This is a genomic window from Enterococcus sp. AZ120, assembly GCF_050546165.1.
GTDB classification, from domain to species: domain Bacteria; phylum Bacillota; class Bacilli; order Lactobacillales; family Enterococcaceae; genus Enterococcus; species Enterococcus faecalis.
The window spans coordinates 2,625,226-2,647,500 of record NZ_CP172950.1 but is presented as its reverse complement, the minus strand read 5'-3'; the positions used below and the strand labels follow the sequence as shown (position 1 = coordinate 2,647,500).

Below are 22,275 nucleotides of genomic sequence, written 5' to 3'. Positions count from 1 at the left end.
ACGATTTCTGCAGTGTTACCACTGTAAGAGACGAGGATGGCTACGTCATTTTTGGTGGCATTGATGGCTAAATAAAATTGTTCAGCTTGATAAGGGATTAAATGGATAAATAGCTGAATGCGTAATAACTTTGTTTGAAAATCCGTTAAGCGAATGTAGGAGTTACTGACACCCACTGCTAAAATATTTTCAGCGGTTAAAAGTAAATCAATGCTTTTATTTAACATGGCCTCGGTTAATAACTGTTGGGTGGATTGAACAGTTTCAGTCGTTAACTGCGCAATTTTCTTGGCAATTAGTAAATCAGAATCTTGCGCTAAAAAAGGCATATTCGCATCAACATTCCGGATTGCTTGGTAGTGAATTTCTAAGTCGCGGGACAAGCGGATTTTAAATTCTTTGAAACCGCTAGTTTCTGTTTTTTTACACAAACGAACAATCGTGGAAGTTGAAGAGTTGGTGGCTTCTGCTAGTTCATAAATCGACATATGCAGGACTCGTTCAGTATGAGATAAAATAAAATCAATAATTAGCCCTTCGTTATATGTATAGCGTTTTTTTTGTTCTAAACATTCGATTAGATTCAATGGGTTCACCTCTCTGTGGTACTTTGTTTCGCTTTCAGTATACCTTAAGCGTATGAATTATGAAACATAGTTACAGAATCAGTTAGTCGTATTTACATCAGAAAGCGGTTTCTTTATGATGAGGATATCACAAAGGATTAAGGAGAGAAGTGAAATGGATAAGTTAACAAACTGGGTGGAGCAAGCCGTAGTGCCTAAAGTTTCAAGGATTACAAGTTTACGTTATTTTCAAGCCTTAAGAAATGGTTTTTTTGCGATTATGCCGTTAACAATTATTGGATCGATTTTTATGTTGATTACAGATTTTCCAGTAGCAGGGTATGGCGATTTTATGGCTGGAATTTTCGGTGCAGGTTGGGCGGATATGATTTCACCAGCTTATCGAGCGACTTTCAACATGATGGGAATTATTTTTGCCGGGACGATGTCCTATAAATTGGCGGAAAGTTACGAAATGGATCGTTTAACTTCATTAATTTTAGGAATTGTCGCTTACGTAGTCGTTTTACCGAAAACGGTGACCACTGAATCAGGCGAAGTTGTGACGAAAGTTTTATCGTTTGATTGGTTAGGAACGCAAGGGGTGATTACGGCCATTATTATGTCAATTCTTTCGGTTGAGTTGACTCGTTTCTGTATTAAGAAAAAATTAGTCATCAAAATGCCTGAAAGCGTGCCTTCTATGGTGAGCCAAGCTTTTAGTGCATTGATTCCTGGGATTTTTGTGGTAGCGGTGGCTTTATTGATTAATGGGATTGGGCTTTCGTTTGCGGATTCCTTCCCACAATTAATTTATGCGGTGATTCAAGCGCCACTGCAAGGTTTAATCGGAACCCCTTTTGCAATTATTATTGTGGCTGGCTTAAATGGACTGTTCTGGTGGTTTGGGATTCATCCAACTGTCATCAATTCCATGCTATATCCTATTTTATATGCGAATGCAGACAAAAACCAAAGCTTAGCGGAATTAGGACAATTAACTGCTCAAAATGGCAACTTTGGCACGGTCCAAATGCTCGATCAATTTGCTACAATTGGAGGCGCTGGTTGCACGATTGGCTTGGCTATTGCAATGGCCATCGTCGGACATTCGTCTAGAATGAAAGCCATGTCGAAAATTTCGTTTGTTCCAGCATTTTTCAACATTAATGAACCCTTGATTTTTGGACTCCCAGTTATTTTTAACCCTTTATTATTGATTCCGATTGCGGTCGCGCCGATTGTATCGGTCTTGATTGCCTTTCTGTCAATGAAAATTGGGTTCATGCCAATGTTTACAAACATTCAAGCACCATGGGCTACCCCCTTTCTGTTTTCGGGCTTTTTAGTGGGAAAATGGCAAGGTGCAGTGACGCAAGTTTTAGCTGTTGCGGCTAGTGTCGTTATTTATTATCCATTTGTAAAAGCCTTAGATCGACAATATCAAAAAGAAGAAGCCCATGAAGTACCAGAAACATTGTAGAGAAAGAGGAGTGAAGGAAATGCATGTTGAGAATGATGAAAATATTTGCTGTGAAGTGGAAAAAGGAATGGAAAAAATGTATCATCCGATGGTGCCCGAGTTGGTTCAAACCTCTTCCTTTTATTTTCCAACTTACGAAGAATTTATGGCAGCGAGTATAGATGAAAAAAATAATTATGTTTACACACGTGGCACCAACCCCACAACAGAAATTTTAGAGAAAAAAATTGCTCGTTTGGAACGTGGAGAAAAATGTAAAGTTTTTGCCTCAGGAATGGGCGCTATTTCGGCAACGCTGTTTACGTTGCTCCAACAAGGTGATCATGTTTTAATGGTCAACACAATTTATGGAGAATCTGTTTCGTTTGTGCAATATTTAGAGAAATTTGGCGTATCCTTGACCAAAGTAGACGTTGCAGAAACAGAAGAACTTTTTCAATTTGTTCAGGAAAACACCAAAGTCATTTACTTTGAAAGTCCGTCCTCACAAAAGTTTGAACTGCTAGATTTAGAAAAAATAACTGCGTTAGCACAAAAAATCGGCGCATACACTGTCATTGATAACACGTGGGCGTCACCGTTATTTCAGCATCCTTTATGCCATAATGTGGACCTGGTGATTCATTCTTGTTCCAAATATATTGGTGGTCATTCGGATATTGTAGCAGGGGCTGTCATTGGCAAAGCAGCGCTTGTGGATCAAATTTTTGAACATGGTCATCAAGCTTTAGGAGCAGTCAATAGTCCCTTCAATTCTTGGTTAGCGTTACGTGGTATTCGTACCATGCCCGTTCGGTTGGCGCATCAGTCTCAAGCCATCCAAACGGTGCTGTCGGCTTTGCAAAAGGATCCGCGAATCAGCCGCTTATATCATCCTTTTGTAGGAAATCAACAACAACAAGCGTTAGCAGAAAAATATTTAACAGGTTATGGCTCATTGTTTGCGATTGATTTAAAAGATACCGATTTTGAACGTTTGAAAACATTTGTGAACGCATTGACGCTGGTCACAATCGGGGTCAGTTGGGGTGGCTTTGAAAGTTTGGCCTTGCCTGTATTCAAAGGCAATAACTTGACGGCTGTTCAGAAAAGAGGCTTGTCGCCAGCGCACATTCGCATGTACGTTGGTTTGGAAGAGCCAACATCTATTATCGAAGATATTCAACAAGCCTTGGATCAAGCCTATGGCGAAGAATCGCTTTTGTGAGACATTAAGATAATCAGCTGAACAAAAGCAACTCCTTCGGAATTCGCAAGGATAAAACTGTGACGAGCCTTTGGCGAGAAAACAATAAGCCGAAATTCTTGGAGCTAAACACTTTTATCTCAGCCTCTGTGATTCAATAACATATTTTCAATTTTAGGAGGGGAACTTAAGTCAGTTTGACTGAGGTTGCTCCTCCTGTTTTGCATTTTTTTATTAAAGTCAAAGCGTTCCTCTTTATTTAATAGGCAAAGTTCGATATAATAATGGTCAATATTAGTCAAGAGAGAAGAAGGATGGAAGACTATGAGTAATCAAAATACGTCAGATTTAATCGAGGCTTATTTAAAAAAGATTTTAGAAGAAAGTAATAAAATTGAAATCCGTCGGGCGGAAATGGCTAATTTATTTAATTGCGTTCCTTCACAAATTAACTATGTAATTAATACACGTTTTACCATCCAACGAGGCTACGCAGTTGAAAGTAAACGTGGTGGAGGCGGCTATATTCGCATTGTCAAAGTACAAATTTCAGATAACGATCAATTACTAAAACAAATGGATCAATTGATTGGCGCAACCTTAACAGAAAAAGATGCGCTAACATTTATTCAAACATTGTATGAAGAAGAAGTGATTACGAAAAAGGAAGGCAATTTAATGCTAGCTGCTTTAAGTAAAAGCACATTGAATGGTCTGGGGAATCACGAAGATTTTCTAAGAGCTCAAATAATGCGTTCATTTTTAGAGCGCTTGAGCTATGAGGAGGAATAACTATGGATGAACTATTTACAGAAAGTGCGAAAGCCGTACTGGCGATTGCCCAAGAAGAAGCGAAGTATTTTCGTCATCAATCCGTCGGTTCTGAGCATTTATTATTAGCACTCGTTTTAGAACCGAATGGGATTGCCGGAAAAACATTACGACAATTGAATACTGACACAGAAGACATCCGTGAAGAAATTGAGCATTTAAGTGGCTATGGCACCATGCAAAGTCCAATGGGAAATAACAACTTATACTTACCTTATTCACCAAGAGCCAAACAAATCTTTGCCTATGCTGGAGATGAAGCGAAGCGCTTAGGGGCTCAAAAGATTGGTACCGAGCATTTATTATTAGGCTTGTTAAGAGACGAAGAAATTTTAGCGTCTAGAATTTTAGTGAATTTAGGATTAAGCTTATCCAAAATGCGTCAATTATTATTGAAAAAAATGGGCGTTTCCGAACCCAATGGCGCACAACGTCGTCGGAATGGTCAAAGTAAAAATGCGCCACAAGGGACGCCAACATTGGATTCTTTAGCAAGAGATTTAACCAAGTTAGCACGAGAACAAAGCTTGGATCCAGTAGTTGGTCGCGGTACCGAAGTCCGTCGTTTGATCCAAATTTTGAGTCGCCGTACCAAAAACAATCCTGTCTTAGTCGGTGAACCAGGTGTTGGGAAAACAGCGATAGCAGAAGGCTTAGCCCAGAAAATTGTCAACCGGGAAGTCCCTGAAGATATGCAAGGCAAACGTTTAATGATGCTAGACATGGGTGCCTTGGTTGCTGGAACCAAATATCGAGGTGAGTTCGAAGATCGCTTGAAAAAAGTTGTCGATGAAATCTATCAAGATGGACAAGTCATTTTATTTATCGACGAATTGCATACCTTGATCGGTGCTGGCGGTGCAGAAGGGGCGATTGATGCTTCAAATATTTTAAAACCTGCTTTAGCACGTGGCGAGTTGCAAACAATTGGTGCGACAACTCTGGATGAATACCAAAAATATATTGAAAAAGATGCCGCTTTGGAACGTCGTTTTGCCCGTATTCAAGTAGCAGAACCAACCCCAGAAGAAGCAGAAGAAATTCTAAAAGGCTTGCGTTCCCGCTATGAAAACCATCATGGCGTAGAAATTACAGATGAAGCTCTACATGCGGCGGTTCAATTATCGATTCGCTATTTAAATGACCGCCAATTACCAGATAAAGCAATTGATTTAATGGACGAATCTGCAGCAAAAGTTCGTTTAGACAAGGCAGATCAACCTTCAGAAATTAATGAATTGCGTACCGAAATTTCTCAATTAATTACGGAAAAAGAAGAGGCCATTCAAAACCAATCATTTGAAAGTGCCGCTCGGATTCGTCAAAAAGAAAAACAAGTGATGGAAAAACTAGAAGAATTGATTGCAGTGAAAGAAAAAAGTCTGTCTGGTTACAGTACACAAGTAACAGAAGAAGACGTGGCTGGGGTCGTTTCACAATGGACAGGCGTTCCTTTGCAGCAGCTAGAGAAGAAAGAAAGCGAACGATTGATGGAATTAGAAACCATTTTACATCAACGGGTCGTTGGCCAAAATGAAGCAGTTGAAGCTGTTTCACGCGCTATCCGTCGTGCGCGTAGTGGCTTGAAAGACCCAGCAAGACCGATTGGTTCCTTCATGTTCTTAGGGCCAACAGGGGTTGGGAAAACGGAACTTGCCAAAGCCTTAGCCGAAGCGATGTTTGGCAGCGAAGAAGCGTTGATTCGCGTGGACATGTCTGAGTTTATGGAAAAATACAGTACTAGCCGTTTAATCGGTTCTCCTCCAGGTTATGTCGGCTACGAAGAAGGCGGCCAACTAACTGAAAAAATTCGTCAACGTCCTTATTCCGTTATTTTGCTAGATGAAGTAGAAAAAGCCCATCCAGATGTCTTTAATATTTTATTACAAGTCTTAGATGATGGCCATTTAACGGATGCCAAAGGACGAAAAGTCGATTTTCGTAACACGATTTTAATCATGACCTCCAACTTAGGAGCAACAGCGATTCGTGAAGAAAAACATGTCGGCTTCAATGTGAAAGACATTTCTAAAAATCATGAATTAATGCAAAAACGAATCATGGAAGAATTGAAAAAAGCCTTCCGTCCAGAATTCTTAAACCGAATTGATGAAACGGTTGTATTCCATTCCTTGAAACAAGAGGAAATTCATGAAATCGTAAAAATTATGAGTCAATCTGTCGTGAAACGGATGGCCGAACAAGAGGTTAAAGTGAAAATCACACCAGCTGCAATTGAAGTTATTGGTAAAGTCGGGTTTGATCCAGAATATGGCGCACGTCCAATTCGTCGGGCCTTGCAAAAAGAAGTGGAAGATCGTTTAAGTGAAGCCCTTCTTTCTGGTCAAATTCAGTTAGGGGATAAAGTAACTTTAGGCGCTAGCAAAGGCAAAATTACGTTAAATGTGCGGGCACCAAAAGCACCAAAGACAGAAGCGAAAGAATTACAAACTGTATAGATGAGATGCAAAGGAGGTCGGGACAGAAGTGTTTAACTCCGAGAAATAAGAAGGAATTTCCGAAAATTGTTCTTTAATTTTTGGAGAATTTCGGCTTATTTCCGAAGGGGTTGCTTCTGTTCCCGCCGTTTATCAGTTTTTGAGCGTGGGACAAAAATCCAAAGTGATTTTTGTCCCACGCTCCTTTTTCTATTTTCCAGTGGCGATTTCTTTTTGAGAATTGCCAGATTGATTTTTCTGTGCTACGTTAATAAGGAGGGGTGATGGAATGGAACAATCTTTTTTTCGAGAATTACTACATTATCAGCGTCCAAAGGATAATCCTTTTCGACTAGTGTTTGCTGGCTTGGTTATGTTCAGCATTCTTTTTTTGGGCTATATCAATCATCAATTATTGATTTCAAGCTTTGGCTCGTTAGGTATTTTTACTTTTTTATATTATCAGCCGCTACCATTAAAACAGTTAATGACTCGTTTATCTGTGGTCGGTAGTTACCTTTTTTTAGGAAATTTGTTAGGCATGTTATCGACCCATATTGCATGGCTTATTCCCATTGTTGTTGCACTGGTCGGTTTTGGTGGCCGCTTTTTCTTTGAAGTCTACGATATTTCAAAACCAGGGGCCTTCTTTGGTGTGATGGTGACAGCGATGGGTGCCAGTACGAGTATTCCGTTAGCAAAAATTCCGTTCATGAGTGGCTGTATGTTATTAGGCATTGGCTTTTCTATTTTGTTTGCACTAGTGTTGCATTTTACAGAGAAGGAAATCAGTGCCCCGCTAGCTAAGCGATCATTACGGGAACGAATTTATCGGCATCCAGAAGCGCCATTAGATAGCATATATTATAGCTTTGTCTTATTTTTTGCTGTATATATCAGCGAAAGTTTACATTTACAGAATCCGTATTGGTTAGTCGTTTCCTGTGCATCCATTTTACAAGGAGACAATTTACGTGCGATTAAGCAGCGAAATATTCAGCGAATTTTTGGCACAACGATTGGTTTGGTTATTTCCGCTTTTCTGCTTAATTTAGCTTTGACAACTTTTGAATCGATTGTCGTGATTACAATCTTATTTGTGACCGTTGAGTATTTTATTCGTCGTAATTATGGATTGGCGCAATTTTTCACAACGCCTATGGCTCTGATGCTTTCATTGCTCGTTCGTCAGCAGTACGTGATAACGTTGATTCAATTCCGCTTTTTGGGGATTGTTTTAGGCAGCTTGTTAGGCTTAGCGGCAGCGTGGCTATTCACCGTTGTAGTAACGTTTTATGAACGAAAATATCACTTGAACGAGTGACCAAAGAACAGATGACCAGTAATTAAAAAAAAGAACATTTGGTAGGTAAGCGGTTGGCGCTTTTCTACCAAAATTTTTTCGGAAACATTGTGAAAAATGTACGTTTAATACAGATAGGCTCTTTTAAAGTTTGTGAACGTATGATACTATTAAACGGTCATAAAGAAGGAGGCTATATTTATGATTGAACTGATTGCAACTGCAGAATCTGTTGAGCAGGCTGTAGAATTACTCGCAACAGGTGTGGATACATTATATATTGGAGAAGAAACATTCGGGTTGCGTTTGCCCGTATCTTTTACACGAGATGAACAACGCGAGATTGTGAAACGTGCACATGAAATGGGCAAACAAGTGCTAGTTGCAGTAAATGGCATTATGCACCCTGAAAAAATGAAATTAGTCCCAGAGTATCTGACATTTTTAAAAGAAATCAACGTCGATAAAATTACTTTGGGTGATCCAGGTATTGTGTTTATTATGCAACGAGATGGATTAGAAATTCCTTACGTTTATGATGGTGAAACCTTAGTAACGAGCTCACGTCAAATCAATTTTTGGAGTAAACGAGGAGCCATCGGAGCTGTCCTAGCTCGGGAAGTACCTTTTGAAGAAATGGTCGCAATGGAAGAAAACTTAGCAGTTCCAGCTGAAATTCTTGTCTATGGGGCGACCTGTATTCATCAATCGAAACGCCCATTAATTCAAAATTACTACAATTACACAAAGAACGACAAAGGGGTTACGAAAGACGAAGGGCTGTTTATTTCTGAACCCAAAAAACCAGAAACCCACTATTCCATTTATGAAGATAGTCATGGTACGCATATTTTTGCCAATAACGATGTGAACTTGATGAATGAGTTAACAAACTTGTATGACCATCACTATCGTACATGGAAGCTCGATGGCCTTTACACACCAGGTGAAAATTTTGTCGCGATTGCTCGCTTATTTGCTGAAGCGAAAGCAGCACTTGAAGCGGGAACTTGGTCAGAAGATCAAGCAGCTCATGCAACAGCTGAAATTGAAAAATTACATCCAACAGGTCGTGGCTTAGACAATGGTTTCTTTGATTTAAGTGCCGATGCAATAAAATAAATTGATTCATTTAAGGGGAAGAAGAACATGAAAGTAATGACAGAACGAACATTGAAGCGTCCCGAGGTGTTGGCTCCAGCCGGGACGCTAGAAAAACTAAAAGTCGCAATTCGTTACGGTGCCGATGCCGTTTATATCGGAGGGAATGCCTACGGTCTGCGTAGCCGCGCAGGAAATTTCACGCCAGAAGAAATGGCGGAAGGCGTAGCCTTTGCCCGCGAACATAATGCGAAAGTTTATGTCGCTGCCAATATGGTCACTCATGAAGGAAACCAGGAAGGGGCAGGAGCGTTTTTCAGAGAATTGCGAGACATCGGAATTTCAGCTGTGATTGTTTCCGATCCAGCTTTAATCGAAATTTGTGCGACAGAAGCACCAGGTTTACCTATCCATTTATCGACACAAGCTTCAGCAACCAACTATGAAACATTAGAATTTTGGAAAAATGAAGGCTTAGAACGTGTGGTATTAGCGCGCGAAGTTTCAATGGAGGAAGTTGCAGCGATTCGTGAAAATACGGACATTGAGATTGAAGCCTTTATTCATGGAGCAATGTGTATTTCATATTCAGGACGTTGTACTTTGTCCAATCATATGTCGATGCGGGATGCCAATCGTGGCGGTTGTTCTCAATCTTGTCGCTGGAAATATGAGTTATTTGATATGCCTTTTGGGACAGAACGTCGGAGCAAAACCAGTGAAGGGGAAGTTGAAGAAGAGTTTTCAATGAGCGCCGTAGATATGTCTATGATTGAACATATTCCAGAATTAATTGAAAATGGTGTCGATAGTTTTAAAATTGAAGGTCGCATGAAATCCATTCACTATGTTTCGACAGTCGCTAATGTGTATAAAAAAGCCGTCGATTCTTACATGGAAGATCCTGAAAACTATGTCTGCCAACAAGAGTGGATTGATGAATTATGGAAAGTAGCACAACGTGAATTAGCAACTGGTTTTTATTACAATACACCAAGTGAAAATGAACAATTATTCGGCGAACGTCGTAAAATTCCACAATATAAATTTGTTGGCGAAGTGATTGCGTACAACGAAAAGACGCAAGTCGCGACAATTCGTCAACGGAACCTTTTCAGTGTCGGCGATGAAATTGAATTTTATGGTCCCGGGTTTACCCATTTCCACCAAACCGTCAAAGAGATGTATAATGAAGACGGTGAAGCGATCGATCGGGCACCTAATCCCATGATGTTATTAACAATGGAAGTGACGCAACCTGTTGCAGTCGGCGATATGATTCGTAAGAAAAAATAAACCAGCCAAAAGGAGGAGTAATTATGAGTGTCCGCGTGAATGATTTATTAAAATTACCGTCTTTGCGAGAAGCAACGGTACTTTCTGGTAAAAACCAATTGGACACATCTGTTGCTTCTCTTTCTTTTTTAGAAGTCTCTGATATGTCTTTGTTTTCGGAAAAACTTCACAAAACAAATGAATACCATGCTGGCGAAATTTTGATTGGTTCATTTTGTGCCATTCGTCATGATGTGGTGAAGCAATGCGAAACGATTCGGCATCTCCATGAATTAGGCGAAGTAGGCCTAATCTTGTACTACGTTGGGATTATCGTACCGAAAGTTGCAGAGGAAGTGATTCAATTAGCGGATTCTTTAGGTTTTATTTTAATCCAAATGCCTAAAAATGATCCCACATTACGCTACAACGAAGTCATTTATGAAGTCATGAAATTGTTAGTCAATAAAAATAAAATGGCTTCTTTTGCAACGGATCTCTTGGAAAAAGTTTCACTTTTGCCTGAACAAAACCGCAGTGTGGAAATGACCTTGAAAATCCTATCCGATTTTTTAAAAGTCAACATTGCGTTAACCACATATACCAATGAAATCATCAGCACCATCAATTGGCCGCGAAGCACGAAATTGCCCTTAACCAAGTTACTTTATCAATCACAAGAGAAAGTAGCGCTGGGAGAAACGACCTACTTCATTACCTCGCAAAAACTTCCTCAGAAAGATGGACAAACATTGAAGCTTTACTTCATTCGAGAAGAAGAGCAGTTAACCTCTTTTGAGATGAATCAAGCGGTGGAAGTCGTTCAGATGGCTCTGAATTTATGGGGGAAAAACTATGACGAAGTCAGTGAGTATGCCTTAGTCCAAGCAATCATTAACGATGAAAGTGATAAGATGTACCAATTAGCCAAAAAATTAATGATTGATATTTCTTCTGTCGAAACGATGTGGCTTTTGCCTATTTGGCAACAAGGACAAGAAATCCACGCTATTCAGCAAGATTTGAAAGATTTCCTACGTTACTATTACCAAACAACGATTGTCCAGCAAACAGAAAATTACCTGATTGTTCTCTTAGGTAATTATTTACACAAACAACCTGAAGCCACGATTAGTAAAGAATACTTGCAAGCCACAGACTATCAGGACTATTTAGGTGAAATCATCCTTTGTCCGAAAGTTCGTAACACGACTGAAGTGCGTGTCAGCTACCAAACCGCTAATCAAGTCGCGCCGTTTTTAAAGCGCGTCTATCCACAAAGAAAAGTGTTATCAATCGCGGAAATTCGTACAGTTCAACAAATGATGACGTGTCTCCAAGCAGGAGAAGAAGCAATCCAACAACGCTTAGCAGTTATCCAACCTCTCTTAAAAGAATCAGAGCAGTTAATGACATTAGGAACGTTTTTACTAGATGCAAGTAGTGATTTTAAAGAATGCGGCGAACGCCTATTTGTTCATAAAAATACGGTCAAATATCGTATCAGTAAAATTAATGAAGCGCTCGGCTATGATATGACCAACGCCGCCGAAGCCTATGAAGTCTATTTGGCGATGATCTTATATCGCTTGGTCACGAATGAATGAAAAAAGCAGACGAGAGCCTGGGACAAAAATCACTTTGGATTTTTGTTCCAGGCTCTTGTCTGCTTTTTTATTTTAAGCCAAAACTTCCTTGATATTTTTTTTAATTTGAAAAAGACCTATGACTGATTTTTCGTTATAATTGAAAAAATAATTAAGGAGGAATGAGAATGAAATTAAAAAACGAGCAACAACAATCGTGGCTTAGCTTAGCATTTGTTTGGGCGGGCGCAATGATTAGCGTGCCAGGATTAATTATTGGAGGAACGTTAGTTGCAGGCATGCCTTTATGGGAAGCTTTGTTAACAGGATTTATTGGTTACGGTATTATTGTTATTTTAATGATTTTACAAGGAATTCAAAGTTCCGACTTACAAGAACCTTCTGTCAAAGTCGCTTCTCAAGTGTTTGGCATTCAAGGTTCGCAAAAGATTATTTCCATTATTCTAGCGATTGCTTGCTTAGGTTGGTTTGGTTTGCAAGCCAATGTCAGCGGCGGCGCCTTCACGAACTTTTTAAAAATTTACGGCATTGATTTACCTGTGTCGCTTTCTTCCTTAATCTGGGGAATTATCATGCTTATTTCGGCTCTTTATGGCATAAAAATATTGAAAATTCTGAATTATTTTGCGGTTCCTGTGTTAGTTCTGGTTTGTCTTTATGGCTTGGTGGCTTCGTTAAGAAACAACGGTTGGGAAGCTGTTAGTCAATATACACCTCAAACAGCAGGAAGCTTTATGTCAGGTCTTTCAATGACTGTCGGTTCTTTTGCATTAGGCGCAGTAATTGCTGGAGATTACTCTCAATATGTTTCTTCTCGTAAAGATGTGGTTAAAGCGGCCACATTAGGGATTTTACCGACAGGCTTGTTGATGATTGGCGTTGGTGCGGTCTTGACCATTGCTTCGAACACCGCAGATATCACGGAAGTTTTTATGAATCTCGGTTTTCCAGTTTTAGGAATTATTGCGCTAATTTTAGCAACTTGGACCACGAATGCCGTGAATGCTTTTTCTGGCGGACTGGCCTTGATTAATGTCTTTGATATTCCAAAAGAAAAAGAAAAAGTCGCTGTCGGTGCGGCCGGCGCCATTGGGACCTTATTAGCAGTTGTGGGGATCTTAAATTACTTTACGCCGATTATGTCTGTCCTTTCTGCGATGGTTCCACCAGTGGCTGGTGTAATGATTGCTGCCTATTGGTTGATTAACAAAGGCGATCGAACCAAATGGCAGCCAACGCCTGGCGTGAATAAATTTGGTGTTTTTTCATGGCTAATTGGTGCTGCAGTGGGGGGCATTCCGGTGATTATGAGTTTCTTTCCCAATGCCCCTCAATTGCCTAACCAACCGCTAATTGGCATTGTTTTATCGTTTGTTATTTATTATTTCGGTGCAAAACGTCAACAGACGAACACCGAATCATTAGAAATGGAATGAAGAAGAGGAGTGTCGGAGAATGCGTTATTTAGATGCAGAAGCAATTGAGAATATAGCCACAGGAGCAGCTTTTTTAGGGACAGGAGGTGGCGGTGATCCCTACATTGGTAAAATGATGGCTTTGTCCGCCATCGAAGAAAACGGACCTGTCAAACTGGTTTCTCCAGAAGAAATTGCCGCGGAGGATTTTTTCCTACCCGCCGCAATGATGGGTGCCCCATCTGTCGCAATTGAAAAATTTCCCAAAGGCGACGAATTCGTCCGTGTCTTTGAGAAGTTAGGAAAATATTTAGACCAAGAAACGATTGCGGGGACCTTTCCAATGGAAGCTGGGGGCGTCAATTCAATGATTCCAATTGTTGTTGCAGCGAAGCTAGGCATTCCCTTGGTGGATTGTGATGGTATGGGTCGGGCCTTTCCAGAATTGCCTATGGTAACGTTCCATTTGAATGGGATGTCAGCGACCCCTATGGCAATTACTGATGAAAAAGGAAATATTGGCATTATGGAAACGATTGATAATACTTGGACAGAACGTCTTGCTCGTGTTCAAACGGTTGAAATGGGCGCCAGTGCTTTAGTGAGCATTTATCCCGCGACAGGCAAACAATTACAAGACTATGGTATTCACAACATCATGACATTATCAGAAGAAATTGGCAAAGTGATTCGAGGTACCTATGCAGATGAACAAGAAAAACGCCAAGCATTAGTAGAAGTTACGGATGGCTTTGAATTGTTCCAAGGAAAAATTCTAGATGTAGAACGAGAAGTAAAAGGTGGCTTCAATTTTGGACGTGTCAAATTGAGTGGCTTAAACAGTGATGCTGGTTCAGAAGCAGTCGTCCATTTTCAAAATGAAAATTTAATTGCCGAGAAAGATGGTCAGGTGATTGCGATGACGCCTGATTTGATTTGTATGGTAGATTTAGAAACTTTAACGCCTGTGACAACAGAAAGCTTGAAATACGGCAAACGTGTCCAAGTAATGGGCTTGAAAGCGAATGCCGCTTGGCGAACGAAAAAAGGTATCGAAACAGTGGGTCCTCGGTATTTCGGCTACGAAATGGATTATCAACCACTAGAAAACTTAGTAGCGAAGGAGGACAAATAAATGTATAAAATCGGTATCGATGTCGGCGGCACAAATACAGATGCTGTTATTTTAGATCATCAATTAAACTTGATTCATTCAGTGAAAGTTCCAACAACCGATGATATTCAAACAGGGATTGCCGGTGCCTTAAATAAAGTCTTGGCAGAATCAGCAGTGGACCCAACCAAAGTCACACATGCAATGTTGGGCACGACCCAATGTACAAATGCCATTGTTGAGCGAAAAAAATTAGCAAAAGTTGGGGTCCTTCGTTTGGGCTATCCAGCAACCGCTTCGGTCTTGCCTTACACAGCTTGGCCCAAGGATTTAGTGGCCACTCTTTCAGAAACGTATGCTTTAGCACATGGCGGCTACGAATATGATGGACAACCATTGACTGCACTGGACGAAGAAGAATTACGTGGGATTTTGGCCTCTTGGCGAGGAGAAGTAGAGGCAATCGCAGTAATTGGCGTTTTTTCTTCTTTAAAAAATGACCAAGAATTGTTTGTCCAAGCACTTGCGAAGGAAGTGTTAGGGGCAGATGTTCCTGTATCTTGCTCCTCAATGATTGGGTCTGTCGGTTTAATTGAACGGGAAAATGCGACAATTTTGAATGCTGCGTTGCACAAAGTAATTAAAGTGACCAGCGAAGGCTTTGAACAAGCCTTAGAACAAGAAAAAATTCATCACGCCCAAGTGTACTTATGTCAAAATGATGGTACGTTAATGTCGTTAACGTATGCCAAACAGTTTCCTATTTTAACCATTGCTTGTGGACCAACAAATAGTATTCGTGGCGCTTCTTACTTAGCTGGTTTGAAAGATGCGGTTGTTTTAGATGTTGGTGGCACAACGTCAGACATTGGCGTGTTAGTGGATGGCTTTCCAAGAGAATCTTCACTGGCCGTTGATGTTGGCGGAGTACGGACCAATTTTAGAATGCCAGATATCGTGTCAATCGGTGTCGGCGGCGGCAGTCTAGTGCGTGAACAACCAGATGGTTCTGTGACAGTTGGCCCCGACAGTGTCGGCTACCGTATTACACAAGAGGCCCTTGTTTTTGGCGGCACACAATTAACGACCACTGATATTGCGGTTCGCTTAGGTCATGCCCAAGTCGGTGATCCTAGCAAAGTGGCTCATTTAGACCAAACGTTTGCGGAAAAAGTGTACCAAAAAATTGGCGAATTGGTCAGTGAAGCGATTGATCGCATGAAAACCAGTTCCGCAGACGTGACGGTCGTTTTAGTTGGTGGTGGGAGTATTATCATCCCCGAAGAATTGACAGGCGTTAAAGCGCTAATTCGCAACGAAAACGGAGCAGTGGCGAATGCCATCGGTGCCTCTATCGCTCAGATTAGCGGACAATACGAACAAATTTATGTCTATTCAAAAATCCAACGGGACGCGGCGTTGGCCGATGCCCAAGAAAAAGCCGTCCAACAAGCCGAACTTGCGGGTGCAGTCCCTGGCACAATCGAGTTAGTCGAGGTGGAAGAAACACCACTCGCCTATCACCCAGAAAATGCAACCCGCTTACGAGTAAAAGTGGTTGGGAACATGTATTGAGGACCAGTGCAAAGCAAAAGTTATAAGAAGAGTTATTTGAAATATGAGGTCGGGCTAGGGCTGTCGATTGAAGTTTTATCCTGAAGAGTACAGAAGAAGCTATATCTGTCTCGCCGTTTATTTTAAAATTCAGAGTTAGGAAGGTAAGTCGAAATGACTTACCTTCCTAAGTTCATTTTTTTTGTGTTGACATATTTTTTTAGAAAAGGCAAAATGTTAACATGGTATGTTGTTGGGGTGTTATGAAAAAAGGAGAGAAAATAATGAGTATTTTAAAAGAACATTTAAAAAGAAATTGTGATGCACGAATGGTTGGTGTTTTATCGTTAAGCATAAGAGAAGCATATCGCTACTTAATGGAGCTAACAGAAAGAGAATCTATTTTTCAACGAGCAGAAATGAAAAAAGTTTGGGGACACGTTCGGCATGGATTGGTTGATGTTGGTTTAAAACAAGTGTTAACTTCATCAGCAATCCCACATGAAATAGCTGACAAAGCTAGTAGTCGATATGTCAATGGCCATACGTACTTAATGATTGAAACCAAAGGCGCAATTTTAACGCCAGCGAAAGTTTTATCAGAAGCTTCAGTTCCTAAAAAGGCATTATTTAGAAATCGTGGGAGCTTATTAAATAAGCAGTATAATTTATTTGACAAACCAGAAGATTTAAATGAGTATTATGATGCCAATCAACCGCCATTCTTATTACTAACTTATGGCGGATCGAATCATCAATTACGTTTTGTTCGATTAGGGTTACCAGATATTGGAGTTGGTCGTTGGATTGACCAAATTGATATTACGCAGGCACCAGTTCTTTTAAAAAATCCAGAGGAAGTTCGTAAGGACCTACATTTGACTTTTACGTCAACCGCTGACGAACTGATAAGGAGAGGACTAGAAAATGAACGAGAGGTTGATTTTTAATCCAAAGCAATTAACTTCGGCTCGCATTGCACGAGGATTAACAATGAAAGAATTAGCCGAGAAAGCAGAGCTATCTAGGCAAATGATTTCGAATTACGAATCGGGAAAAACAATTCCTAAAGCAGATAGCATATTAAAACTAATTTCTGTTTTACAATTTCCCCGTAGTTTCTTTTCAGCAGATACATTTGAATTGTATTCAGGCGCAACTTTTTTTAGAAGCCGAAGTGCGGCAACGAAGAAAGTAAGAGATATGCAAAAAGAGCGGTTAAAATATGTGCAAGAAGTGTATAAAGTATTAGCAACATATGTGAACTTTCCCAAAGTTTGTTTACCAGAATTAATTGAAAAGAGTATTTATGAAATCACAGAAGAAGAAATTGTGAAAAAGGCTGAGGAATTACGGAAAATTTGGGGCTTAGACTTGATTTCGCCAGTCCCTAATCTCATTCAGTTGGCTGAACAAAATGGTGTGATTATTTCAGAAGCCAACATGTCCAATCCAACACTAGATGCGGTCTCGCGTTGGATGATTGGTCGGCCGTTTATTATGCTCACAGATAATCATGAATCTGCTGTCCGTCGTCGTTTTAACGTGGCGCATGAACTAGGACATATTTTATTACACAACGGTGTTGAAAGTATTCATGAGTATTCGCAAACAGAATTAAAGAACATTATTGAGTATCAAGCAAATCTATTTGCTGCGCATTTTCTCCTTCCTTCAGCGGCTTTTTCTGATTCGCTCTTGTCTATTTCGTTAGAATACTATATTGATTTGAAAAAGTATTGGAAAGTTTCTCTTCAATCAATGATTCAAAAAACATACACATTAGCGTTAATTAATGATGATCAACGTCTCTATTTAAATAAAAGAATTGCTAAAAATAAATGGAAAACGAAAGAGCCTTACGATGAACAACTGACTATCGAACAGCCAGAAGTTTTCCAAAAAGTTTACCACATGATTTTAGAGCACCAAGTCATTCCTGCAAGTCAACTAAATCAAGCTTTTAAATTACCTAAAGAAGAAATAGAAAAGATATTAGGAACAGCTATTCAAACGGAGCAGGACAAAACAGAAATTGTTCTTGAATTATTACGTTCTAACAAGTAATCAAAAAGAAGAAGGAATAACTATGGCTAAATTATTCGCCTACCAAATTGGTCAAAACCCTCGTATTCAAACGGACCTTTTGGTAGATCCTCAGCTGTTTGAAGATGAGCATGGCTGTGCGGGGGGTGTGGACTTCGGGTTAGCAGATTGTGTTCAAACCGGAATGTTTACAGATATTGAAGTGATAAAACGGTATCTTCACGAAGCAACCTACGTTTTTATTAATGGTGACTTTGACCGACTAAGTTATTTAGAAATTGGGATTGCACTTTCCTTAGGCAAAACACTTTACGTCATTACAATGAATCCAAACGTAACGAAAGAAGATTTAGGAATTTCCTTCGACAATGCTACGATTGAATTCCTTTCCCCCAGTGCTTTTACGGAACGAATCCATGAAACAGAAGCAGCAGAAAACTAAACAAAAGTAAGTAATACGACTGTCTTTTTTTGCTATTTTTTGCGATAATAAAGGAGAAAGTTCAAATTGAAAGGGAGCCAGAATAAATGAAAACCTATGATTATATTGTTATTGGTGGCGGTAGTGGCGGGATTGCTTCTGCTAACCGCGCAGGAATGCACGGAGCCAACGTCCTTTTAATTGAGGGCAACGAAATTGGTGGGACCTGTGTCAACGTTGGTTGTGTGCCTAAAAAAGTCATGTGGCAAGCCAGCAGCATGATGGAAATGATGGAAAGAGACACAGCAGGCTACGGGTTTGATGTTGAAATCAAAAATTTTAGCTTTAAACAATTAGTTGAAAATCGTGAAAAATATATCGACTTCTTACATGGTGCGTATAATCGTGGTTTAGACAGTAACAACATTGAACGTATCCATGGTTATGCTACGTTTACTGGGGAGCAAACAATTGAAGTCAATGGGACAGAATATACGGCGCCGCACATTCTAATTGCGACAGGTGGTCGTCCGAAAAAACTAGGTATTCCAGGAGAAGAATATGCCTTAGATTCAAACGGCTTCTTTGCGTTAGAAGAAATGCCAAAACGTGTGGTCTTTGTCGGTGCGGGTTACATCGCAGCCGAATTAGCAGGAACTTTACATGGCTTAGGCGCAGAAACACATTGGGCCTTCCGTCATGAACGACCATTACGAAGCTTTGATGACATGCTTTCTGAAAAAGTCGTAGAACGCTATCAAGAAATGGGCATGCAAATTCATCCGAATGCAACACCAGCTAAAATTGAAAAAACGGCGCAGAATGAGTACGTTATTACATTTGAAAATGGTGAATCAATCACGACAGATGCCGTGATTTTCGGGACAGGCCGTCAGCCGAACACGGATCAATTAGGCTTAGAAAATACGAAAGTAGCCCTTGATGAAAAAGGCTACGTCAAAGTAGATAAATTCCAAAATACCACGCAAAATGGCATCTACGCAGTCGGCGATGTCATTGGGAAAATCGACTTAACGCCAGTCGCGATTGCCGCTGGTCGGCGCCTGTCTGAACGCTTATTTAACGGACAAACCGATTTATATCTGGATTATAACTTGGTGCCAACGGTGGTCTTTACCCATCCACCAGTTGCGACAATTGGCTTGACGGAAAAAGCAGCGCTTGAAGAATATGGTGAAGACCAAGTGAAAATCTATCGCTCTAGCTTTACACCAATGTATTTTGCTTTAGGAGAATACCGTCAAAAATGCGACATGAAATTAATTTGTGTCGGCAAAGAAGAAAAAATTGTCGGTTTGCATGGCATCGGCATCGGTGTTGACGAAATGCTACAAGGCTTTGCAGTCGCTATTAAAATGGGCGCGACCAAAGCTGATTTTGATAATACTGTTGCGATTCATCCAACAGGCTCAGAAGAATTTGTAACAATGCGATAAAAGGCGAATAAACCCCGAAAAAGAGCGTTGCATCAGCAACGCTCTTTTTTGAATACACGAGTTATTTCATTCAATTTATAACCAATTGGGTGCTGACAAACGTGATGAAATTAGCTATTTTCTATTATCAGTTGCAACATTTTTTTCATTAAAATGTTGATATAAGGAAGTATCAGAAACGAGTAATTCAATGATTTCAGATTTATCTATAATAGTAATTCTTTGTCGAGATAAAAACGCAATAAATTGTGGTAAAAATCTTTTGGCATAGATATCTAAATATAACTTTGTGGTTTGATTATTATAGGTGACTAGTAAGTAAAAATAGTCGGGACTACTATCAAAAGCGGACGCTCTTATCTTTTTGGTATAAATGATTTCTATGGATTCAATTTCAGAATAAGGAATTTTTATTTGTGTAGAACTGTTTTTTATGCATTCAATGATTTTCAGAATCGGGTTTCTGGAGAATTGATGGACCATAATATCTTGTTGGTTAATTATCCAATAATCTGAAAAGATGATTGGAAAAACTAAAAGTAGACCGATAAATATGATTGCACTAAACAACCAAAAAGGTTGATAACCAAAACCAGTAAGTAGCAAAGAGAAACAAGTCCAAACAATACAAAATAAAATTCCTTTTTTTAGATTATAAATTTTTCCAACAACTTGGGGCTTTTTAAAATAAGGACTACCTTGGATTAGCTCATCAATAGAAACATTGTATAAATCAGAAAGCATCAGTAAATTATCAATTGAAGGGATGGATTGTCCAGTTTCCCATTTGGAAACAGCTTGTGTAGTGACATGTAATTTTTGGGCAATTTGTTCTTGCGTATAGTGATTATTTATTCTCCGTGTTTTTAAAATAGTTTGGATTAACATTATTCGTTACCTCCTTGATTTTAGAGTAGTCTATTCCGCTATATGTTTCAATCAATTAGTGGTTGATAAGCAAATAATTGCTATTAAATAAACAATAACATCTTTTAACTACTGACTTTTCCAAGAAATATGCTATGATTAAAAAAATCAGCAAAACAGAGGGTAGGGAGTTAGAGGATGGATAAAATTAGAATCAACAACTTGAAATTTTTCACAAAAAATGGTGTTTTGGCAGAAGAAAAACGTCTAGGACAGCAAGTAGAAATCGACCTTGAAATGCAGTTGTCGTTAGCTGAGGCAGGGCGAACAGATGATGTCACTCAAACTGTCAATTATGCCGAAGTGAATGAATTGATTGCCCAACGAGTAAACAATCACTCGTACGATTTAATCGAAGGTTTAGCGAGTGCTATTTTAGATGATATTTCCGCAGATTATCAAGAACAATTGAACAAAATTATCATTAAAATTAGAAAATATAGTGTGCCGATGCCCGGCCTTTTTGACAATATTGAAATTGAAATGGAGCGAGAAGTATAGATGATTGGCTATGTAGCATTAGGTAGTAACGTCGGCGATCCGTACGCAAATTTAGTGAAAGCCCGCAATTATTTAAACGAAGACCCGCAGATTCAGGTCGTGGCTTCTTCAAAACTTTATGAAACGGATCCTTACGGCTATACAGACCAAGATGATTTTTTGAACGCCGTATTGAAAATTGATACTAGCTATACCGCTGAAGAGTTATTGGCTGTTACCCAAGGGATTGAGCAAGTAATGAAACGTAAAAAATTAATTCACTGGGGTCCGCGGATTATTGATATTGATATTTTATTATTAGGGGAACAGTCAGTCGCGTTGCCCCACTTACAAGTTCCTCATCAAGAATTAACAAAACGGTCATTTGTTTTGATTCCCTTAAGTGATGTTTACGCAGAGGAACAATTATTGGGTACGCCAATAGCTACGTGGATTCAGCGCAGTGGCAATCAAGAAGAAGTGCGAGTAAGCGAAAAGGAATGGTAGAGATGGAGCAGGAAAAACAAGCGCAAATTGAGCAGGCAGTTATCACAATCTTAGAAGCAGTGGGGGAAGATACTCAACGGTCAGGACTCATTGATACACCCAAACGTGTAGCTAAAATGTATGCAGAAGTTTTTAGTGGATTAACCGAACCTGAATTTGACGATTATAAATTATTTGATAGCTTAAATGAAGGCGAAATGGTTCTAGTAAAAGATATTGCCTTTTATTCAATGTGTGAACACCATTTATTGCCATTTTATGGAAAAGTACATGTCGCTTATCTGCCAGAAGGTGGCAAAGTATTGGGACTAAGCAAGTTACCAAGATTAGTAGAACATTGTGCCAAACGTCCCACAGTTCAAGAAGATTTAACGGTGACAATTGCCCGCAAACTCCAAGAAAATATTCCCGTCAAAGGCATTGCAGTAGCCATTGAAGCGGAACATATGTGTATGACGATGCGCGGCGTGAAAACACCACAAAGTAGCACCAAAACATTTCAATTTACCGGACTATTTAAAGAACAAGAGTGGAAAAATCAATTTTTAATGGAGATACGTTAGA

At 39.7% G+C, this 22,275-nt stretch carries 20 protein-coding genes (1 of these 20 only partly in view); 18 read left to right on the top strand and 2 right to left on the bottom strand.

The features are described from left to right. Window positions 1–596 carry the 5' portion of a MurR/RpiR family transcriptional regulator gene (locus tag IGJ46_RS12580; protein WP_050444241.1) on the bottom strand. It extends 262 nt beyond the left edge of the window, so only the first 596 of its 858 coding nucleotides appear in the window; its start codon is at window positions 594–596; the stop codon falls past the left edge of the window. 145 nt (window positions 597–741) lie between these two features. Here IGJ46_RS12580 and IGJ46_RS12575 point away from each other — a divergent pair, with 145 nt between their 5' ends. The 15 genes from IGJ46_RS12575 to gor all read left to right on the top strand — a co-directional run bounded on the left by IGJ46_RS12575 (window position 742) and on the right by gor (window position 19,797). Next, the gene (locus tag IGJ46_RS12575; RefSeq protein ID WP_010783903.1) at window positions 742–2,049 is read left to right on the top strand and encodes a PTS sugar transporter subunit IIC; all 1,308 of its coding nucleotides are present in this window, start codon (window positions 742–744) and stop codon (window positions 2,047–2,049) included. Further along, window positions 2,027–3,256, top strand: a complete 1,230-nt coding sequence (locus IGJ46_RS12570) for an aminotransferase class I/II-fold pyridoxal phosphate-dependent enzyme (RefSeq protein ID WP_174106617.1) — start codon at window positions 2,027–2,029, stop codon at window positions 3,254–3,256. The genes IGJ46_RS12575 and IGJ46_RS12570 overlap by 23 nt, the downstream gene beginning before the upstream one ends. A 303-nt stretch (window positions 3,257–3,559) precedes the next feature. Continuing rightward, complete coding sequence (locus tag IGJ46_RS12565) at window positions 3,560–4,027, top strand: CtsR family transcriptional regulator (RefSeq protein ID WP_002354715.1); 468 nt, start codon at window positions 3,560–3,562, stop codon at window positions 4,025–4,027. 2 nt (window positions 4,028–4,029) lie between these two features. Next, window positions 4,030–6,525, top strand: a complete 2,496-nt coding sequence (locus IGJ46_RS12560; protein ID WP_002389412.1) for an ATP-dependent Clp protease ATP-binding subunit — start codon at window positions 4,030–4,032, stop codon at window positions 6,523–6,525. A gap of 268 nt (window positions 6,526–6,793) precedes the next feature. Continuing rightward, on the top strand, window positions 6,794–7,828 hold the full coding sequence (locus tag IGJ46_RS12555) for an FUSC family protein (RefSeq protein ID WP_002354721.1): 1,035 nt from the start codon (window positions 6,794–6,796) through the stop codon (window positions 7,826–7,828). Between the two features lie 180 nt (window positions 7,829–8,008). Next, complete coding sequence (locus IGJ46_RS12550) at window positions 8,009–8,929, top strand: peptidase U32 family protein (RefSeq protein ID WP_002354722.1); 921 nt, start codon at window positions 8,009–8,011, stop codon at window positions 8,927–8,929. A gap of 27 nt (window positions 8,930–8,956) precedes the next feature. Continuing rightward, window positions 8,957–10,204 (top strand): peptidase U32 family protein, encoded by a 1,248-nt coding sequence (locus IGJ46_RS12545; protein WP_002368523.1) that lies wholly within the window; start codon window positions 8,957–8,959, stop codon window positions 10,202–10,204. A gap of 23 nt (window positions 10,205–10,227) precedes the next feature. After that, on the top strand, window positions 10,228–11,790 hold the full coding sequence (locus IGJ46_RS12540; protein WP_002354724.1) for a PucR family transcriptional regulator: 1,563 nt from the start codon (window positions 10,228–10,230) through the stop codon (window positions 11,788–11,790). Window positions 11,791–11,951: 161 nt separating this feature from the next. After that, complete coding sequence (locus IGJ46_RS12535; protein ID WP_002370167.1) at window positions 11,952–13,226, top strand: cytosine permease; 1,275 nt, start codon at window positions 11,952–11,954, stop codon at window positions 13,224–13,226. A 19-nt stretch (window positions 13,227–13,245) separates the two neighbouring features. After that, entirely contained in the window at window positions 13,246–14,340 is a 1,095-nt protein-coding gene (locus IGJ46_RS12530) for a DUF917 domain-containing protein (RefSeq protein WP_218391331.1), read from the top strand. Continuing rightward, window positions 14,341–15,894 carry a hydantoinase/oxoprolinase N-terminal domain-containing protein gene (locus IGJ46_RS12525; protein WP_002358944.1) on the top strand — a complete coding sequence of 518 codons (1,554 nt, stop codon included), beginning with the start codon at window positions 14,341–14,343 and terminating at the stop codon, window positions 15,892–15,894. A 263-nt stretch (window positions 15,895–16,157) separates the two neighbouring features. Then, window positions 16,158–16,823, top strand: a complete 666-nt coding sequence (locus IGJ46_RS12520; RefSeq protein ID WP_002354729.1) for a hypothetical protein — start codon at window positions 16,158–16,160, stop codon at window positions 16,821–16,823. Next, a complete protein-coding gene (locus IGJ46_RS12515; RefSeq protein ID WP_002365444.1) occupies window positions 16,801–17,940 on the top strand; it encodes a helix-turn-helix domain-containing protein in 1,140 nt (379 codons plus the stop codon). The genes IGJ46_RS12520 and IGJ46_RS12515 overlap by 23 nt, the downstream gene beginning before the upstream one ends. Window positions 17,941–17,962: 22 nt before the next feature. Continuing rightward, a complete protein-coding gene (locus tag IGJ46_RS12510; protein ID WP_002378872.1) occupies window positions 17,963–18,361 on the top strand; it encodes a hypothetical protein in 399 nt (132 codons plus the stop codon). An 86-nt stretch (window positions 18,362–18,447) separates the two neighbouring features. Beyond that, complete coding sequence (gor, locus tag IGJ46_RS12505) at window positions 18,448–19,797, top strand: glutathione-disulfide reductase (protein WP_002354732.1); 1,350 nt, start codon at window positions 18,448–18,450, stop codon at window positions 19,795–19,797. 114 nt (window positions 19,798–19,911) lie between these two features. Here gor and IGJ46_RS12500 read toward each other — a convergent pair whose 3' ends face one another. Continuing rightward, the gene (locus IGJ46_RS12500; RefSeq protein ID WP_002381008.1) at window positions 19,912–20,685 is read right to left on the bottom strand and encodes a helix-turn-helix domain-containing protein; all 774 of its coding nucleotides are present in this window, start codon (window positions 20,683–20,685) and stop codon (window positions 19,912–19,914) included. Between the two features lie 177 nt (window positions 20,686–20,862). Here IGJ46_RS12500 and folB point away from each other — a divergent pair, with 177 nt between their 5' ends. Genes folB through folE form a run of 3 tightly spaced genes read left to right on the top strand, consistent with a single transcriptional unit; the run spans window position 20,863 to window position 22,274 of the window. Beyond that, on the top strand, window positions 20,863–21,225 hold the full coding sequence (gene folB, locus IGJ46_RS12495) for a dihydroneopterin aldolase (RefSeq protein ID WP_002354733.1): 363 nt from the start codon (window positions 20,863–20,865) through the stop codon (window positions 21,223–21,225). Then, window positions 21,226–21,711 (top strand): 2-amino-4-hydroxy-6-hydroxymethyldihydropteridine diphosphokinase, encoded by a 486-nt coding sequence (folK, locus tag IGJ46_RS12490; RefSeq protein ID WP_002410681.1) that lies wholly within the window; start codon window positions 21,226–21,228, stop codon window positions 21,709–21,711. It begins immediately after the preceding gene. Beyond that, window positions 21,705–22,274: a GTP cyclohydrolase I FolE gene (gene folE / locus IGJ46_RS12485; protein ID WP_202565263.1), complete on the top strand. Its 570-nt coding sequence runs from the start codon at window positions 21,705–21,707 to the stop codon at window positions 22,272–22,274. The genes folK and folE overlap by 7 nt, the downstream gene beginning before the upstream one ends. Window position 22,275 lies beyond the last annotated feature (1 nt).

Bases quoted from the DNA above. Each gene is read 5' to 3' on its own strand.
- IGJ46_RS12575 (WP_010783903.1), top strand. From the start codon at position 742: ATGGATAAGTTAACAAACTGGGTGGAGCAAGCCGTAGTGCCTAAAGTT.
- IGJ46_RS12570 (WP_174106617.1), top strand. From the start codon at position 2,027: ATGAAGTACCAGAAACATTGTAGAGAAAGAGGAGTGAAGGAAATGCAT.
- IGJ46_RS12565 (WP_002354715.1), top strand. From the start codon at position 3,560: ATGAGTAATCAAAATACGTCAGATTTAATCGAGGCTTATTTAAAAAAG.
- IGJ46_RS12560 (WP_002389412.1), top strand. From the start codon at position 4,030: ATGGATGAACTATTTACAGAAAGTGCGAAAGCCGTACTGGCGATTGCC.
- IGJ46_RS12555 (WP_002354721.1), top strand. From the start codon at position 6,794: ATGGAACAATCTTTTTTTCGAGAATTACTACATTATCAGCGTCCAAAG.
- IGJ46_RS12550 (WP_002354722.1), top strand. From the start codon at position 8,009: ATGATTGAACTGATTGCAACTGCAGAATCTGTTGAGCAGGCTGTAGAA.
- IGJ46_RS12545 (WP_002368523.1), top strand. From the start codon at position 8,957: ATGAAAGTAATGACAGAACGAACATTGAAGCGTCCCGAGGTGTTGGCT.
- IGJ46_RS12540 (WP_002354724.1), top strand. From the start codon at position 10,228: ATGAGTGTCCGCGTGAATGATTTATTAAAATTACCGTCTTTGCGAGAA.
- IGJ46_RS12535 (WP_002370167.1), top strand. From the start codon at position 11,952: ATGAGAATGAAATTAAAAAACGAGCAACAACAATCGTGGCTTAGCTTA.
- IGJ46_RS12530 (WP_218391331.1), top strand. From the start codon at position 13,246: ATGCGTTATTTAGATGCAGAAGCAATTGAGAATATAGCCACAGGAGCA.
- IGJ46_RS12525 (WP_002358944.1), top strand. From the start codon at position 14,341: ATGTATAAAATCGGTATCGATGTCGGCGGCACAAATACAGATGCTGTT.
- IGJ46_RS12520 (WP_002354729.1), top strand. From the start codon at position 16,158: ATGAGTATTTTAAAAGAACATTTAAAAAGAAATTGTGATGCACGAATG.
- IGJ46_RS12515 (WP_002365444.1), top strand. From the start codon at position 16,801: ATGAACGAGAGGTTGATTTTTAATCCAAAGCAATTAACTTCGGCTCGC.
- IGJ46_RS12510 (WP_002378872.1), top strand. From the start codon at position 17,963: ATGGCTAAATTATTCGCCTACCAAATTGGTCAAAACCCTCGTATTCAA.
- gor (WP_002354732.1), top strand. From the start codon at position 18,448: ATGAAAACCTATGATTATATTGTTATTGGTGGCGGTAGTGGCGGGATT.
- IGJ46_RS12500 (WP_002381008.1), bottom strand. From the start codon at position 20,685: ATGTTAATCCAAACTATTTTAAAAACACGGAGAATAAATAATCACTAT.
- folB (WP_002354733.1), top strand. From the start codon at position 20,863: ATGGATAAAATTAGAATCAACAACTTGAAATTTTTCACAAAAAATGGT.
- folK (WP_002410681.1), top strand. From the start codon at position 21,226: ATGATTGGCTATGTAGCATTAGGTAGTAACGTCGGCGATCCGTACGCA.
- folE (WP_202565263.1), top strand. From the start codon at position 21,705: ATGGTAGAGATGGAGCAGGAAAAACAAGCGCAAATTGAGCAGGCAGTT.